Origin of the sequence: Kitasatospora herbaricolor, assembly GCF_030813695.1 — a bacterium.
GTDB lineage: Bacteria > Actinomycetota > Actinomycetes > Streptomycetales > Streptomycetaceae > Kitasatospora > Kitasatospora herbaricolor.
In genome coordinates this window covers 7,566,547-7,582,893 of the sequence record NZ_JAUSVA010000002.1, presented here as the reverse complement: position 1 = coordinate 7,582,893, position 16,347 = coordinate 7,566,547, and the positions used below count along the sequence as shown (strand labels likewise).

The 16,347-nt window shown below is 73.8% G+C and carries 15 protein-coding genes; 6 read left to right on the top strand and 9 right to left on the bottom strand.

Annotated elements, in window-relative coordinates; genetic code table 11:
- Positions 1–4: 4 nt before the first annotated feature.
- On the bottom strand, positions 5–1,033 hold the full coding sequence (gene argC, locus J2S46_RS32925) for an N-acetyl-gamma-glutamyl-phosphate reductase (RefSeq protein ID WP_073921524.1): 1,029 nt from the start codon (positions 1,031–1,033) through the stop codon (positions 5–7).
- Positions 1,034–1,317: 284 nt separating this feature from the next.
- Here argC and J2S46_RS32920 point away from each other — a divergent pair, with 284 nt between their 5' ends.
- A complete protein-coding gene (locus tag J2S46_RS32920) occupies positions 1,318–1,689 on the top strand; it encodes a VOC family protein (RefSeq protein WP_191288152.1) in 372 nt (123 codons plus the stop codon).
- Here the strand turns inward: J2S46_RS32920 and J2S46_RS32915 are convergent.
- Positions 1,676–2,665, bottom strand: a complete 990-nt coding sequence (locus tag J2S46_RS32915) for an ADP-ribosylglycohydrolase family protein (protein WP_191288151.1) — start codon at positions 2,663–2,665, stop codon at positions 1,676–1,678. The genes J2S46_RS32920 and J2S46_RS32915 overlap by 14 nt on opposite strands.
- A 126-nt stretch (positions 2,666–2,791) precedes the next feature.
- Here J2S46_RS32915 and J2S46_RS32910 point away from each other — a divergent pair, with 126 nt between their 5' ends.
- Entirely contained in the window at positions 2,792–3,163 is a 372-nt protein-coding gene (locus J2S46_RS32910; protein ID WP_191288150.1) for an RNA-binding S4 domain-containing protein, read from the top strand.
- A 28-nt stretch (positions 3,164–3,191) separates the two neighbouring features.
- Here the strand turns inward: J2S46_RS32910 and J2S46_RS32905 are convergent, their stop codons facing one another.
- Positions 3,192–3,701 carry an FBP domain-containing protein gene (locus tag J2S46_RS32905; RefSeq protein WP_191288149.1) on the bottom strand — a complete coding sequence of 170 codons (510 nt, stop codon included), beginning with the start codon at positions 3,699–3,701 and terminating at the stop codon, positions 3,192–3,194.
- Positions 3,702–3,856: 155 nt separating this feature from the next.
- Complete coding sequence (locus J2S46_RS32900; protein WP_191288148.1) at positions 3,857–4,792, bottom strand: SAM-dependent methyltransferase; 936 nt, start codon at positions 4,790–4,792, stop codon at positions 3,857–3,859.
- 129 nt (positions 4,793–4,921) lie between these two features.
- Here J2S46_RS32900 and J2S46_RS32895 point away from each other — a divergent pair, with 129 nt between their 5' ends.
- Entirely contained in the window at positions 4,922–5,803 is an 882-nt protein-coding gene (locus J2S46_RS32895; protein ID WP_191288147.1) for a polysaccharide deacetylase family protein, read from the top strand.
- A gap of 73 nt (positions 5,804–5,876) precedes the next feature.
- Positions 5,877–6,896 (top strand): ketopantoate reductase family protein, encoded by a 1,020-nt coding sequence (locus J2S46_RS32890; RefSeq protein WP_191288146.1) that lies wholly within the window; start codon positions 5,877–5,879, stop codon positions 6,894–6,896.
- A gap of 96 nt (positions 6,897–6,992) precedes the next feature.
- Here J2S46_RS32890 and J2S46_RS32885 read toward each other — a convergent pair whose 3' ends face one another.
- The gene (locus J2S46_RS32885; protein WP_191288145.1) at positions 6,993–7,811 is read right to left on the bottom strand and encodes an SDR family NAD(P)-dependent oxidoreductase; all 819 of its coding nucleotides are present in this window, start codon (positions 7,809–7,811) and stop codon (positions 6,993–6,995) included.
- Positions 7,812–8,043: 232 nt separating this feature from the next.
- On the opposite strand from J2S46_RS32885, the gene J2S46_RS32880 reads away from it, so the two are divergent.
- Complete coding sequence (locus J2S46_RS32880; RefSeq protein WP_073921531.1) at positions 8,044–8,913, top strand: 3-hydroxybutyryl-CoA dehydrogenase; 870 nt, start codon at positions 8,044–8,046, stop codon at positions 8,911–8,913.
- Positions 8,914–9,135: 222 nt separating this feature from the next.
- Complete coding sequence (locus J2S46_RS32875) at positions 9,136–9,873, top strand: TSUP family transporter (protein ID WP_307352040.1); 738 nt, start codon at positions 9,136–9,138, stop codon at positions 9,871–9,873.
- A 494-nt stretch (positions 9,874–10,367) separates the two neighbouring features.
- Here the strand turns inward: J2S46_RS32875 and J2S46_RS32870 are convergent, their stop codons facing one another.
- The 4 genes from J2S46_RS32870 to pheS form a co-directional block, all read right to left on the bottom strand.
- Positions 10,368–11,099, bottom strand: a complete 732-nt coding sequence (locus tag J2S46_RS32870) for a DUF7873 family protein (protein WP_191288143.1) — start codon at positions 11,097–11,099, stop codon at positions 10,368–10,370.
- Positions 11,100–11,249: 150 nt separating this feature from the next.
- Positions 11,250–12,086, bottom strand: a complete 837-nt coding sequence (locus J2S46_RS32865; protein ID WP_191288142.1) for a chitosanase — start codon at positions 12,084–12,086, stop codon at positions 11,250–11,252.
- A 405-nt stretch (positions 12,087–12,491) separates the two neighbouring features.
- Entirely contained in the window at positions 12,492–15,011 is a 2,520-nt protein-coding gene (gene pheT / locus J2S46_RS32860) for a phenylalanine--tRNA ligase subunit beta (RefSeq protein ID WP_191288141.1), read from the bottom strand.
- Complete coding sequence (pheS, locus tag J2S46_RS32855) at positions 15,011–16,132, bottom strand: phenylalanine--tRNA ligase subunit alpha (protein WP_191288140.1); 1,122 nt, start codon at positions 16,130–16,132, stop codon at positions 15,011–15,013. Before pheS ends, pheT begins: the two co-directional genes overlap by 1 nt.
- Between the last annotated feature and the right edge of the window lie 215 nt (positions 16,133–16,347).

The window sequence follows — 16,347 nt, the reverse complement described above, 5'->3', positions numbered from 1 at the left end:
TTCGTCACGGTGCGACTCCGTTCAGGGGCAGGCCCAGCTCTTCCGGCAGGCCGAGGGCGATGTTCATGCTCTGCACCGCGCCGCCTGCGGTGCCCTTCACCAGGTTGTCGATCGCGCTGATCGCGATGACGCGCCCGGCGTGCTCGTCCAGGGCGACCTGCACCAGCGCGGCGTTGGAGCCGTAGACCGAACTGGTCTGCGGCCAGCTCCCCTCGGGCAGCAGGTGCACGAAGGGCTCGTCCGCGAAGGCCTCGGCGTACGCGGCGCGGACGGCCTCGGCCGTCACGCCGGGCTTCGCCTTGGCGCTGCAGGTGGCGAGGATGCCCCGGGGCATCGGGACGAGGGTCGGCGTGAAGGAGACGGTGACCGGCTCGCCCGCGACCGGGGTGAGGTTCTGCGACATCTCGGGGGTGTGCCGGTGGGCGCCGCCGACGCCGTACGCGCTGACGTTGCCCATCACCTCGCTGCCGAGCAGGTGCGTCTTGGCGGCCTTGCCCGCGCCGGAGGTGCCGGAGGCCGCGACGATGACCGCCTCGGGCTCGACCAGCTGCGCGGCGTACGCCGGGAACAGCGCCAGCGAGACGGCCGTCGGGTAGCAGCCGGGGACGGCGATCCGGTTGCTGCCCTTGAGGGCGGCCCGGTGGCCGGGCAGCTCGGGCAGCCCGTACGGCCAGGTGCCGGCGTGCGCGGAGCCGTAGAACTGCTCCCAGTCCGCCGCGGCCTTCAGGCGGAAGTCGGCGCCGCAGTCGACCACCAGGACGTCCTCGCCCAGTGCCTGGGCGACGGCGGCGGACTGGCCGTGCGGCAGGCCGAGGAAGACCACGTCGTGCCCCGCCAGCACCTCGGGCGTGGTGGGCTCCAGCACGCGGTCGGCCAGCGGCAGCAGGTGCGGCTGCAGGAGTCCGAGCTTCGTCCCGGCGTTGGAGCCGCCGGTCAGCGCACCGATCTCGACCTCGGGGTGGCCGAGCAGCAGGCGCAGGACCTCGCCGCCCGCATAACCACTCGCTCCGGCGACGGCGACTCGCAATGCCATGACGTTCCCTCCTAGGACTTGGCATGAATATACGCAGCACGGAACATTCATGCAAGGAGCCTGTCCGGCGCCTCTCCCCGGTGATCACGCTCCCGTCCCCAGGCTACGGGCCGCGGGCCCGACGCCAGAACCGCGCTCACCGGCCCCGGGACCCGCCCGGACCGCCGCCCGCCGGGCGGACCCGCCGGACTGCGCGACCACCCCCGCGGGCAGACCATGGAGGGACAGGCCGACGCCCGGTCCGCCGACCGCGTCACGGGCCGGGCCCGACGAGGAGTGGACCCATGTTCGGTCGGAGCAAGGCGTTCAGCGGCTTCGCCGTGGACGACATCGACAAGGCCAGGACCTTCTACGGCGAGACCCTGGGCGTCGACCTCACCGAGGCCGACGGGCTGCTGCGCCTCCATCTCGGCAGCGGCGCCGACGTGCTGATCTATCCCAAACCGGAACACACCCCGGCCACCTTCACCGTGCTCAACTTCCCGGTGGACGACATCGAGGCGGCGGTCGACGAACTCGTCCGGCGCGGCGTCCGGTTCGAGCGCTACCCCGGGCTGGAGGCGGACGAGCGGGGCATCCACCGCGAGGCGGGTCCCGACATCGCCTGGTTCACCGACCCGGCCGGGAACATCCTCTCGGTGATCAAGGAGAACTGACCCCCGGCCCCGGGCGACAACGGCCGCCGGCCCACCGCGCGGGCGGCCCCTCCCGCAGGCGTTCCGCCAGGGCGAGCAGCTCGGGCAGCCGCAGCACGCGCCCGCCGGCGCCCGGCAGAGGCACGTGCAGCGGCTCCGTCCAGTGCGCCGGGATCGCCTCGAACCCGTAGCGGGCGCCCGCGAGGGCACCGGTCACCGCGGCGACCGTGTCGGTGTCCCCGCCGACGTCCACCGCGGCGCGCAGCGCGTCCGGGAAGGAGGAGGTGCCGCGCAGGGCCCAGACGGCGGAGCCGAGGCAGGGCCACACCGCGCCGTTGAACTCGGTGGCCAGGCCCGGGTGCCAGTCCGGGGCGAGCACGGCGGCGTACCGCCCCCGGTGCTCGGCGTCCACCAGCCCGAGGGTCTGCGGCAGCGCTTCGAGCGGGTCGCCGCCGGCCAGGGCCACCCGGAGGAGTTCGTGCAGGACGGCGGTGCCCTCCCAGGCCGCGCGGTCGCCGTGGGTGAGAGCCGCGATCCGGCGGGCCGCGTCCATCGTGGCGGCCCGCCCCGCCGGCGCGAAGTACACGGCGGAGCCGGCCGCCCGCATCAGCGAACCGTTGCCCGCCGCGCGGAGGTTGACCTGGAAGTGCACGGCGGCGGCCTGGTCCCAGGGCATGCCGTTGGTGAGGACGTCCTCGGTCTGCAGACCGATGTCCTTGGGATCGTCGGCCGCCCAGCGCCGGAAACGGGCGAAGACGTCCGGCAGATCGAGCCCGCCGCACTCCAGCAGGGACTCGGCGAGGTGCACGGCCATCTGCGTGTCGTCGGTGGCCTCACCGGCCTCCCAACCGCCGCCGGCCCGCATCCCGCCGGGCCCGGCCGCCGGCGGGAACCGCTCGGAGAAGGCCCCGGCGGGCCCGAACTCGTAGGGGGCGCCCAGCGCGTCACCGACCGCCGAGCCGACGACCGCTCCGGCCGCGCGCTGTGTCCGGTTCATCCCGGCAGGCTACCGGCCGCCGTCGGAGGAGCGTCCGGCCCGCCCCTCCCGCAGGCCGGGCCGGACCCGGAGCACCCCCGCCGGCGCCCCGCCCGGAAGGGTGCCGGGCCGCAATAGAGTGGTGCCATGGCTCCTGACGAGGGGAGCGTACGGGTGGACAGCTGGGTCTGGTCCGTGCGGCTCACCAAGACGCGATCACTGGCGGCGGCCGCCTGCCGGGCCGGGCACGTACGGGTGAACGGCGAGCGGGTCAAACCGGCGCACGCCGTCCGGGCCGGGGACGAGGTGCGGCTGCGCCAGGACGGCCGTGAGCGGGTCGTGGTGGTCTCGCAGGTGGTCCGCAAGCGGGTCGGGGCGCCGGTGGCGGCCGAGTGCTTCGTCGACAACAGCCCGCCCGCGCCGCCGCAGAGCGGGGCGCCGACGGGCGAGCGGGACCGCGGCACCGGGCGGCCGACCAAGCGCGACCGGCGGGACATCGAGCAGCTGCGCGGCTGGTGACCGGCACCGGGCCGGGCGGCCGGGCGGCTCAGACGGGGACGCCGGCGTCGAGGACCTGGTCCAGGAAGCGGTCCACGTTGGTGACCGTCCGGGCGATCTGCTCCTCCAGCGTGAGCGACTCCTCGGTCCGGCTGACCAGAGCCGACCTCTTGAGACCGCGCAGGTGGAGCGAGCAGGCCAGGTCGGCGCACATGTAGGTGCCGACCGAGTTGCCCTGCCGGCCGGCCGCGCCGGCCCGCCGGGCGGTGAGCAGCGCGACGCCGGAGCCCGCGTGCGTGGAGATGCAGAACGAGCAGACGTTGGTCCTGGTCAGGCTCCGGCGGACGTCGGGGACGCGCAGCGTGACACCGACCGGCCGCCCGTCCCGCTCGGCGACCAGATAGCCGCGGTCCGGTGCGCCCGGGTCGCGCCAGCCCAGGAAGTCCAGGGCGTCCCAGGGCAGTTCGGCCAGGCCCTTGGGGAGATTGAGCCTGCGGGCCTCGCCCTTGGAGCAGTTGACGAAGGACGTGCGGATCTCGGTCTCGTCCAGCGGGTTCATGGTTCCGGAAACTAGCACGCGGACGAACCGCTGTCGCCGCAGTTTCTCCCCGCCCGGGGGCCGTCCCGGGCCCGGCGGGACCCATCGGGAACCACCGGGAACGGCCGGAGCCGCCCACCGTCGGGGGCCTGGACGGCCCCGGACCGCCCACCGGTTCAGACCTTGACGGCCACGCCCGCGTACGCCGAGACCTGCTGCCAGCCCTCCGGCAGCCCGTCCTGGTCCGCGCGCCACAGCGGCAGCTGCACCAGACCGGGCTCGGCCTGCTCGAAGTCGCCGAAGAAGCTCTCCACCCGGGCCCGCTCGCGCAGCACCAGCGGGGCGCTGGCCCGGCTGTAGACCCGGGCGCCGGCGTCCGCCATCTCCCGGGGCACGAAGTCCGGGCTGCCGTGCGAGAGGATCAGCACGCTGCCGGGGGCGAGCGCGTCGCGCAGGGTGGCCACGATCTCGTCCACCCCCTCCTCGTCCCGGACGAAGTGCAGGACGGCGACCAGCATCAGCGCCACCGGCTCGGCGAGGTCGACGGCCTGCTTCAGCCCGGGGTCGCCGAGGATCGCGGCCGGGTCCCGGAGGTCGGCCTGCAGCACCGTGGTGTGGCCGGCCCGGTGGCCCGCCAGCAGCGCCCGGGCGTGGGTGGCCACGATCGGGTCGTTGTCCACGTAGACCACCCGGGCGTCCGGGGCGACCCGGTGGGCGACCTCGGTGGTGGAGCCGACGGCCGGGATGCCGGTGCCGATGTCGAGGAACTGGCGGATGCCGAGGCCGGCGGCGAAGGTGACCGCCCGGCCGAGGAAGGCGCGGTTGGTGCGGGCCAGCAGCGGCAGCGCCGGGTAGGCCGTGATGGCCGCCTCGGCGGCCCGGCGGTCGGCCTCGAAGTTGTCCTTGCCGCCCAGGTAGTAGTCGTACATCCGGGCCGGGTGCGGCACCTCGGTGTTCAGCTCGGTCGGGGGCTGCCAGTCCTCGGAGCGCGCCCACTGCCAGCCGCTCCCGGTGGCCGCTCCCCACTCGCCGCCGCCGTCCCGGGCCGGCCCGCCGGAAGGCTCGTACGCCGTGTCGTCCCCCGCCGTGCCCCGTGCCACGTCCTCACTCATTCCGTACGCCCCCTAGCGGTCCGAACCCCGTGTCGCCGCGATGCTATCCAATGCGCGGGAGCCGGCACACCGGGACGGCCGAGGCTCCCGAATCGCCCCGATAATCCGTCATACCTATGCTGGTGCCCGATGACTGCCGACCGACGCACCCTGCTGCGCACCACCGCGAGACTCGCCGCCCTGACCGCCTTCGGGGCGACGCTGACCGCGTGCGGAAGCGCCCACGCCACCCGGCGCTCGGACCCGGCCGACCTCGCCGTCCGGGCCGACGGCCCGCCCTCGGCCGGCCCGGTCGACCCGCCCCTGGACCCGGTGGCCTCCGCCGCGCCCACCCCGCCGGAGCCGGCCGGCCCCGCCACGCCGCCGCCCGTGGCGCCCTCCCCGCCCGCGCCGCCGCCGCTGGCCCCCGGCACCCCGGTGGAGGTGGTCAACGGTCCTCGGGACCGCCGGCAGGTCGCGCTGACCTTCCACGGCGCGGGTGACCCCAGGCTCGCCACCGCGGTGCTGGAGATCGCCGAGCAGCGCGGCGTACGGCTGACCGTGATGGCCGTCGGCAGCTGGCTCGACCAGCAGCCGCAGATGGCCCGGCGGGTGCTGGACGGCGGCCACGAGCTCGGCAACCACACCCAGAACCACCAGAACATCACCGCCATGAGCCCCGACCAGGCGCACGCCGAGATCGCCGAGTGCGCCGACCGGCTGCAGCGGCTGACCGGCTCGATCGGGCGCTGGTTCCGGCCCTCGGCCGCCCAGTACGCCTCCCCCATGGTGCGCGAGCAGGCCCGGCTGGTCGGGTACGAGCACGTGCTCTCCTTCGACGTGGACCCGCGCGACTACAACGACCCCAGCGCGGACACCCTGCAACGGCGGGTGCTCACCGCCGTGCGGCCCGGCTCGGTGGTGGCGCTGCACATGGGGCACCAGTGCACCATCGAGGCGCTGCCCACCATCCTGGACGGCCTGGGCAAGGCCGGACTGAGCCCGGTGACGGCCAGCCGGCTCTGCGCGTAGCCGGGCGGCCGCCGGGCGCCCCCGGGGCGGGCCCCCGGTCCGCCGGGCCGGGCCGGCGTGCCATGCTCGGCCCATGCGCTACGTCATCATCGGGGCAGGGGCCGTCGGCGGCACGATCGGCGCCCGGCTGTTCGAGAGCGGTCACGAGGTCGTCCTGGTCGCCCGCGGGGCGCATCTGGCGGCGCTGCGCGCCGAGGGCCTGAGCTTCACCACCCCGGAGGGCACCCGGACCCTCGCCGTCCCGGCCGTGGACGGCCCGTCCGGCGTCGAGCTGCGGCCCGGCGACGTCCTGGTGCTCGCGGTCAAGACCCAGGACACCGCCGCGGCGCTGGCCGCCTGGGCACCCCGGCCGGTCGAGGGCGGCGGCACCGCCGCCGAACGGCTCCCGCTGGTCTGCGCGCAGAACGGGGTGGAGAACGAGCGGCTCGCCCTGCGGCTGTTCCGGCACGTCCAGGCGATGTGCGTCTGGCTGCCCGCCACCCATCTGGAGCCCGGCCGGGTGAGCTGCCTCGGCGCGCCGCTCAGCGGGGTCCTGCGGCTGGGCCGCTACCCGTCGGGCGCCGACGGGACCACCCGGGCGATCGCGGCCGACCTGGAGAAGTCGCTCTTCGGGGCACCGGTCAGCACGGACGTGATGCGCTGGAAGTACGCCAAGCTGCTCGGGAACCTCGCCAACGCGCTCACCGCCGTGGCCGGGCCCGGGGCGGACGGCCCGCGGTCGGCCGTCCTGGCGCAGGTGGTCGCCGAGGGCCGGGCCGCGCTGGCCGCCGCCGGCATCGGCCACGAGGACCCGCGGGAGCAGGCCCGGGCCAACGAGGAGCTGGTCCGTCAGGTGCCGGTGGAGGGCGTCCGGACCACCGGCGGCTCGTCCTGGCAGAGCCTGGCCCGGGGCACCGGCTCGATCGAGACCGACTACCTGAGCGGCGAGATCGTCCTGCTGGCCCGGCTGCACGGGATCCCGGCGCCGGCCAACGAGGCCCTGCAGCGGCTCGCGGCGGAGTTCGCCCGTACCGGCCGCGCCGCCGGCAGCCTGACCGACGGGGAACTGGCGGAGCTGCTGGCCGTCGCGACCGGCCGAGCGCCGATCGGCTGACGGCCGACCGGCTGACGGCCGACCGGCTGACCCGCTGATCCGCTGATCCGCTGACGCGCGGGCGGCGCGGGCGGCGCGGGAACGCCCGCCCGGACCTCAGGCGACCGGGTCGTCCGGGCCGTACGGGCGCAGCCGCAGCGTCCGGGCGTCCGACTCGCGGATCGCCTCGGCCCGGGCCACCAGCTCCTCCAGGTTGTCCCGCCCCACGTGGATGAACCGGCCGTGCAAGGCGTCGAACCGCCCGCGCGCCGCGTCGACCGTGACGGCCACCATGTACGGGATGCTCCCCCAGGTCTTCATGTCCTTGAACATGGGCATCCCGGCGGTCATGTCGGTGGCCACCGCCCCGGGGCTGATGTCCAGCACCACCACCTGGTGGGCCGCGAGCGAGTCGGCGATGTTGTCGGAGAGCTGCAGCAGCGCGCCCTTGGAGGTCGCGTAGGCGGTGTAGTTGCCGTCCGGGCGCAGCGCGAACCCGGAGTTGAGGTTCAGCACCCGGCCGCGCCGGCGCTCGACCATGCCGGGCAGGACACCGCGCAGCATGTTGAAGGGCCCGCGCAGGTTGGTCTCCACCACCTGCCACCACTGGGTGGGGTCGGCCTCCCAGACCGGCACCTCGGCGCGGTCGACCTGGCCGGCGTTGTTGATCAGCAGGTCGATCGGCCCGAGGTCGCGTTCCACCACCCGGACGGCCTCGCGGACCGAGCCGAACCTGGTGACGTCCGCGGTCACCGCGACGCCCCGGGCGCCGTGCCGCGCGCACTCCTTGAGGGTGTCGATCAGGGTCTGCTGGGTGCGGCCGAGCAGGCCCACCGACATGCCCTCCGCCGCCAGGCCGACGGCGAGTTCCCGGCCGATGCCCCGGCCGGCCCCCGTGATCAGCGCGACCTGGCCCACCAGCGATCCCGTCGGCATCCCTGCTCCCTCCTCGGCGTCACCGCATTGTGCCGCCACGGCCCGCGGCACACGGCCAGCCACCCGGTCGGACGTGATCCATCTCATCCGATCGGCCCAGTGCCGGAGCGGGTGGCTCACGTGCCCGTTCGGGGTAGTACCGTCGTCGGGGCGGCGCACCGGACCACAACACCCGGTGGGCGGCCCGCTGAACAGGACGCTGGGCACCCCAGCACCACCGAAGGGCAAGTGAGTGAGCGACATCGCGCGCGTCGGAGTGATCGGCTGCGGTCTCATGGGTTCGGGCATCGCCGAGGTGTTCGCCCGGGCCGGGCTGGACGTCCTGGTCGCGGAGGCGGGCAACGAGGCCCTGGAGCTCGGCCGGACCAGGCTGACCAACTCCCTGGACACGGCGGTCACCCGCGGGAAGCTGACCGCCGAGCAGCGCGACGACGCCCTCGCCCGGCTGGCGTTCACCACCGACCTGGCCGACTTCGCCGACCGCGACCTGGTGGTCGAGGCCGTCGCGGAGCGCGAGGACATCAAGGTCAAGATCTTCCAGACGCTGGACCAGGTGGTCGAGCGCCGGGACGCCATCCTCGCCTCCAACACCTCGTCCATCCCGATCGTGAAGCTGGCCGCCAGCACCTCGCGCCCGGAGCAGGTCATCGGCCTGCACTTCTTCAACCCGGCGCCGGTGCAGAAGCTGGTCGAGGTCATCCCGACCCTGACCACCTCCACCGAGACCACCGCCCGCGCCGAGGCCTTCGCCGTCCAGGTGCTCGGCAAGGAGCCGATCCGGGCCCGCGACAGGGCCGGTTTCGTGGTGAACGCCCTGCTGGTGCCGTACCTGCTGTCCGCGGTGCGGATGTTCGAGTCCGGGGTGGCCACCGCCTCCGACATCGACAAGGGCATGGAGGCCGGCTGCGCCCACCCGATGGGGCCGCTGCGCCTGTGCGACCTGATCGGCCTGGACACCATCGTCTCGATCGCCGAGTCGATGTACGACGAGTACAAGGAGCCGCTGTACGCCGCTCCCCCGCTGCTCTCCCGGATGGTCGACGCGGGCCTGCTGGGCCGCAAGTCCGGCCGTGGCTTCTACGACTACACCGCGAGCGCCTGACCTTCGCCCGGATCCACCGCCTCCGCGCGGACGCGAGCGGCCCGGCCGGACCGACGAGGTCCGGCCGGGCCGCTTCGACGTTCCGTCGACCGGCCACCGGGGAGCGGGCATGGAGGTCCTCCCCCGGCCGGGCCCCGGACCCGCCGAAACCCGTTGCACGGCGCGGCGTCCGGGGTGAAGGCTGTCCGAAGCCTTCCTGGGACCGTCTGCGAGGAGCCGTCCGTGACGAGCGAATGGGCCGGAAGCCTCCTGCTGGGAGCGGTCGTCCTGTCCGGTGCGACGGTGCAGCGGCTGACCGGGCTGGGATTCGCACTGGTCGCCGCACCGGCGCTGGTGCTGCTGCTGGGGCCTGCCGACGGCGTGGTGCTCTCGAACTGCGCCGCCGGGGCGATCAGCGCGGTCGGGCTCGTCGACGGTTGGCGGGCGGTCCGGCCGGGCGCGATGCTGCCGTTGGTCGGCGCGGCCGCCGTCACCGTGCCGGCCGGCTCGTGGGTGGCCGGCCGGCTGCCCGAGCCGGTGCTGCTGGTGGGCATCGGGGTGCTGGTCGGCGCCGCCGTCCTGCTGGTGCTGCGGGGCGTGCGGGCGAACGCCCTGCGGGGCGCCGGAGGGGCGGTCGCCGCCGGCGCCGCGAGCGGCTTCATGAACGCCTCGGCGGGGGTAGGCGGCCCCGCGCTCTCGCTGTACGCGGTGAACGCGGGCTGGACCATGCGGGAGTTCGTGCCCAACGCCCAGTTCTACGGCGTCGTGGTGAACGCGTTCTCGGTGGCGGCCAAGCCGCTGCCGCACCTCGCCTCCTCCGCCTGGCTGCTGGGCGCGGCGGCGATCGCCGGGGGCGCGGCAGCGGGCCGGGCACTGGCCCGGCGGGTGCCGGAGCACGGCGCCCGACGGCTGGTACTGCTGCTCGCGCTCGCCGGCGGGCTCAGCACGCTGGGCAAGGGGCTCTGGGACCTGCGGCCCTGAGGGGCTGAGGGGTTGAGGGACTGAGGGACTGCGGGACTGCGGGACTGCGGGACTGCGAACCGTCCTGGGCGACGGCCCACTCGGGCACGGCTGGCCCCGGACATGGTGACGGGACCCGGGAGCGGTATCCGGCTCCCGAGCCCCTCGCTGCCACCCAATTGCTGTGCGCCAGCACGTTTAAGAGCGGTGGATCATTCTCATAGCGTCGTGCTCTGCCTTTGAACTACCGTGCCACGGAGAGGCACAGACGGGACTTGAACCCGCATCCGATGCTTTTGGTCCACCCTCGGTCGATCTGGCGCCCGGCGGCGAATACTGAGACTTGAGCGAGAATCTGAGTCTGATCGGGGCTGCCTCTACCCTTGGGCCACCCCGGCACGTGGTGCCGGGGGGAGGACTCGAACCTCCACCACACCCCTTCTTCAGCTTCAACGTCAGTTTCAGCTTTGCGCTTTCGCGCACCCCTCGCGCTCATACGAGGGGGGATCATGGGGCTACCCGAACAGGTAGCCGAACACCGCCTCGCCGACCCGCTGGTCGGTGACCTCGGTGCCGTTGGCCTCCTCACGGGCGAACTGCACGGCCTGGCGCAGCTTCTCCACCCGCTCCACCAACTCGTTCACCCGGCGGGCCGGCAGGGCTCCGGAGAACTTCACGGTCGTCCAGTAGCCGACCGGGATGTCCTCGTAGTAGACCTCGACCTGGGCCGGGTGCTTCTCGGTGGCCTCGGCCTTCACGTGGTTGCGCGGGACCTTCTTGGTGCGGATGGTGCGCACCGGGTCGGTCTTCCAGGCGTCGGTGGAGGCGTCCAGGTTCCAGGCCTCGGAGGCGTCCAGCACCGGCAGCTTGCGGACGAAGGTGTGCAGGTCGGTGAGCTGCTTCTCCAGGAAGAGCAGGTACGTGACGGGCACGTCGGCCAGCAGGGTCCGGCCCTCCAGCACGACGTCGGCGCGGGCCGAGCAGTTGGCCCAGTCCTTGGTCGCCGTGACGTCGAACAGCCGGGTGAGGGTGGTGGCGGTGGTCCGCAGGATGTCCTCGGCCTGGGCCTGCACCCGGGTCGACTCGGGCGGCAGCTGCTCGCCCTCCTCGTCCTTCGGCTGGTACGTCCGGGAGATGCCGGCCAGCAGGGCGGGCTTCTGCAGGCTCTGGTGAGCCTGCGTCAACTCCTGGAAGGACTTGGACTTGACGCCCTTTTCGACCGCGATGATCTGATTCAGCTTTGCCACGCTCCGGAAGCTATCAGCCGGGGAGCCGTGCTGTCGTTCGAATATCCCGGCCGGTCGTTCCCCGGCCCGTGGCGACCCGCCCGGGAAGGAGCGCGGGAACGACCGCGGGGGCGGCCGGTGAGGGCCGCCCCCGCGTCACAGCGGCCGGGCTCAGCTGTTGATGGCGTAGCTGTCGCCGTAGACCTTCCACTTGAGCGGCGGGTTCAGGTCGAAGTTCTTGGCGTTGAGGAAGACCCGCTGCTCGGTGTCGACGCGGCTGGTGTCGGAGTGCGCCTCCTCGGTCTTCATCGCGGCCTTGCGGGCGTCCAGGAAGGCGTTCAGGTAGGTGGCCTCGTCGCCGCCCTGGGCGGGGGTCTTGGCCTTCTTCATGGCGGCCTTGCGGATGCCGCCGAAGCTGACCGCGTCGGTGCCGGGGCCGTGCATCACGATGGCGTCGTAGTAGGCGAACTGGCCCAGCGCGCGCAGGCCGTCGGCCTTGGCCTGGCTGACCGCGGGGGTGAAGTAGACGCGGTCGCGCTCGTCGTTCTGGGCCGTCTGGAAGACGGTGTCCTTGGCGGCGGTGGCCCAGTCCTTCTCGAAGGCGCTGCCGAGGCCGGTGTGCGACTCGGTGCCGTTGACCTTCTTCAGGGCGGGGAGGTACTTGGCGAGGACGTTGCCCGGCTTGAGGTCGGTGTAGTGCTGGACCAGGTCGAGCATGTCGCCGGTGCCGGAGCAGAAGCCGATGATGCCGGCGGTGTAGCCTCGGCCGTCACCGATGTCCTCGATGTACTTGTACTGCGCCTTCCAGTCCAGCGAGGAGTTCTCGGCGCTGGACACCAGCTGCATGGCGATGTCCTTCTTGTGCGCGTCGTCGAGGCCGACCGCGGCGGCCGACACGACGGTGGCCGTGGCCGCCGCGTGGCTGACGCTCGCGGCGGCGATGCTGGCCGGCGCGGCGACCAGGATCGCGGCGAGGGCTATGCGGACGGTCCGGTTCTGGGGCTTCATGTGACGCTCCGTCTTCTGTCTACGCCGTCGGAGGTACCGGCGCATCGGGGGGAGGTGGAGGCGCGGGCATGGGGGTGCCCGACCGCTCTCGTTAGGAAACTTTCCTAACTGATTCAAGCGCTCATCTCCCCCGCACCGCAAGGGCCTTGCCGAGATCTTCTGCGGGCACCCCTGGCGCCGGACCGGCCCGCCGCACCCGGCGCCACGGGAAAGCGCAGCTCAGGACGGCCGGAGGAGGTCAGGGGCGACCCGACGGCCGACCCCCGCCATCGGCGCCCCTTCCCGGCATGGCGTGAACCTGCCATCGAACCATCGACACCACTCCCCCTCCACACCGGACGGTGCATGCGAAAGGCCCCGCCCCCGGACCGTGGAAGGTCCGGGGGCGGGGCCCGCCGGCTTGCCTCAGACGCCGCGCAGCACGGCGCCCGTAAGGGCCACCGCCTCGGCGACCGCGGCCTCGCGGGCCGCCGTCGCCTCGTCGGCGGTCAGCGTGCGGTCGACGGCCCGGAAGCGCAGCGCGTACGCGAGCGACTTCTTGCCCTCGCCCACCTGCTCACCGGTGAAGACGTCGAACAGCCGGATGGCCTCCAGCAGTTCGCCGGCGCCGGCGCGCAGCGCGGCCTCCACCTCGGCGGCCGGTACGGCGGAGTCGACGATCAGCGCGACGTCCTGGGTGGCCACCGGGTAGGCGGACACCGTCGGGCCGGTGACCCGCTCGGCGCCGTCGGCGGTCAGCAGGTCGAGGTCGATCTGCATCGCGCTGGTGCGGTCCGGCAGGCCGAGCGCCTTGACCACCCGCGGGTGCAGCTCACCCGCGTGGCCGACCACCCGGTCGGTGCCCGCGACCAGCAGCTCGGCGCAGCGGCCCGGGTGCCAGGGCATCAGCTGGCCCTGGCGGACGGTCAGCTCGACACCGGCCGCGCGGGCCACCGTGCGGCCCGCCTCGACGGCGTCCGCCCAGCCGGCCTGCGCGCCCTTGCCCCACCAGCCGGAGGGGAGCCGCTCGCCGGCCAGCGCGACGGCGACCCGGCGCGGCTGGTCGGGCAGGGCCGCGTCCAGCTCGGCCAGCTCCGCGTCGGTCGGACGGCGGTCGACGGCCGGGCGCGGCGCGACGGACAGCTCGTCCTTCGGCAGGAAGACGGTACCCGTCTCGAAGATCGCCAGATCGGTGTTGCCGCGGCCGACGTTGCGGCGCAGCGCCCCGAGCAGGCCCGGCAGCAGCGTGGTGCGCAGCGCCGGCTCCTCGTCGTTGAGCGGGTTGACCAGCTTCACCGTACGGCGGCGCCGGTCGTCCTTCTCCAGGCCCAGCGCGTCGAAGGCGGCCTCGCCGACGAACGGGTAGTTGTTGACCTCGACGTAGCCCGCGGCGGCGAGCGCGACGCCGACCCGGCGGTGCATCCGCTGGGCCTCGGTCAGGCCCTTGCCCGGCGGCACGGTGGGCATCCGGGCGGGGACGTTGTCGTACCCCTCCAGGCGGATGACCTCCTCCGCGAGGTCGTACGGGTCGGTGAGGTCGGGGCGCCAGGTCGGCGGGGTGACCTCCAGGACGTCGGCGCCCGCGACGGAGCAGCCCACCTCCTGCAGACGCCGGGCGACCGTCTCGCGGCCGTACACGGTGCCGGCCACCCGGTCGGGCAGGTCCGCCGGGATGGTGATGGTGCGCAGCGGGTGCGGGGCCGCGATGTCGGTGACCCCGGCCTCGGCGGTGCCCCCGGCGATCAGGACCAGCAGGTCCACGGCGCGCTGGGCGGCGGCGCGGGCGGCCTCCGGGTCGACGCCGCGCTCGAAGCGCTTGGACGCCTCGGAGGGCAGCTTGTGGCGCTTGGCGGTGCGGGCGACCGAGACGGCGTCGAAGTGCGCCGCCTCGATGATCACCTCGGTGGAGCCGCTGGACTCGCCGGTCTCCGGGTCCAGGACGGCGTCCAGGATCTCGGTGCTGGCCCCGCCCATGACGCCGGCCAGGCCGATCGGGCCGGAGTTGTCGCAGATCAGCAGGTCCTCGGCGGACAGCTTGCGCTTGACGCCGTCGAGGGTGGTGAGGAGCTCGCCCTCCTGCGCCCGGCGGACCTGGATCGGGCCGTCGACGCGGCCGCGGTCGTAGGCGTGCAGGGGCTGGCCGACCTCCAGCATCACGTAGTTCGTGATGTCGACGGTCAGCGAGATCGGGCGGATGCCGGCCTTCTGCAGGCGGCGCTGCAGCCAGATCGGCGACTTGGCGCCCGGGTCGATGCCGACGACCGTGCGGGCGACGAAACGGTCGCAGCCCACCGGGTCGGCGACCTTCACCAGGTAGCCGTAGCTGTTGGCGGGCGGCACGTCCAGCAGCGCCGGGTCGGCGAGCGGCAGGCCGTACGCGGCGGCGGCCTCGCGGGCGACGCCGCGCATCGAGAGGGCGTAGCCGCGGTCGGGGGTGACGGCGATGTCCAGCACCTCGTCGACCAGCTGGAGCAGCTCGATCGCGTCGGTGCCCGGCTCGTACTCCGGCGGGAGCACGATGATGCCGTTGTGGTCGTCGCCCATGCCCAGCTCGCGGGCGGAGCAGATCATGCCGGCCGAGGTGTGGCCGTAGGTCTGCCGCGCGGCGATCGGGAACGGGCCGGGCAGCACGGCGCCCGGCAGCACGACCACGACCTTGTCGCCGACGGCGAAGTTGGTCGCACCGCAGACGATCTCCTGCGGCTCACCGGTGCCGTTGGCGTCGCCGACGTTGACGAAGCAGTGCCGGATCGGCTTCTTGAAGCCGGAGAGCTCCTCGATGGACAGCACCTGGCCGACCACCAGCGGACCCTTGAGGTCGCCGTTCAGCTGCTCGACGGTCTCGACCTCGAGGCCGGCGCGGACCAGCCGGGCCGCCACGTCACGGCCGGTCTCGCCCGCCGGCAGGTCGACGTACTCACGCAGCCAGGAAAGCGGGACGCGCATCAGATCTCCATCCCGAACGGGAGGGTGAAGCGCACGTCACCCTCGACCATGTCGCGCATGTCGGCGACGCTGTGGCGGTTCATCAGGATTCGCTCCAGGCCGAGGCCGAAGGCGAACCCGCTGTAGCGGTTCGGGTCGACACCGGCGGCGATCAGGACGCGCGGATTGACCACGCCGCAGCCGCCGAGCTCGATCCAGCCCTCGGAGGAGCAGGTTCGGCAGGGGCGGTCCGGGTTGCCGATGCTCTCGCCGCGGCACACGAAGCACTGCAGGTCGATCTCGGCGCTCGGCTCCGTGAACGGGAAGTACGAGGGCCGCCAGCGCAGCTCCAGGCCGTCGCCGATGAGCTTGGCGACCAGCAGCTCGATGGTGCCCTTGAGGTCGGCGAAGGTGATGCCCTCGTCCACCGCCAGACCCTCCAGCTGCCGGAAGACCGGGGTGTGGGTGGCGTCCAGCTCGTCCGTCCGGTAGACCCGGCCGGGACAGATCACGTAGACCGGGGGCTCGCGGTCGAGCATGCTGCGGACCTGGACCGGGGAGGTCTGGGTGCGCAGCACCACGCCGGAGCCGGCGGAGCCGTCCGGGGCCTGGACGAAGAAGGTGTCCTGCATCGACCGGGCGGGGTGGTCCGGGCCCAGGTTGAGGGCGTCGAAGTTGAGCCACTCCGCCTCGACCTCGGGGCCCTCGGCGACCTCGTAGCCCATCGCGATGAAGGTGTCCTCGATGCGCTCGGCGAGGGTGGTGAGCGGGTGCCGGGCGCCGCGCGGCGCACGGTCGAACGGCAGGGTGACGTCCACCGCCTCCTCGACCAGCACGCGGGCGTCGCGCTCCGCCTCCAGCTCGGTCTGGCGCCGGGCCAGGGCCTGGTTGACGGCGCCGCGCGCCTGCCCGATCAGCTTGCCCGCCGCGGCCTTGGCGTGCGGCGGGAGGGCGCCGATCTCGCGGTTGGCGAGGGACAGCGCGGAGCGGTCGCCGGTGTGGGCGACCTTGGCCTGCTTGAGCTCGTCGAGGGAGCCGGCCGCGGCGAAGGCCGCGAGGGCCTCGTCCCGGGCTCGCTCGACCTCTTCGGGCTTGAGTGCCTCGACCTCTACCGGGTCGTACGACTTATTGGGTGCCGACATCTCTATCTTTCCCGTGCTCCTGCTCGTCCGTGCTCAGGTAAGGGGGTGTTCCCGCCTCTGCGGTACGCCCGGCGTGGCCGGGGCGCGGGCAGCCCGGTCCCCGCAGGTGGGGGTGGGTGTCCGCGGCCCGGCCGCGCAGGGCGTGCCATACGACGCCAAGGGTCGAGTGTAGTCGCCTGCCTGTGGGGCTCGGCTCGCCTCCGGGGCGTGGGGCC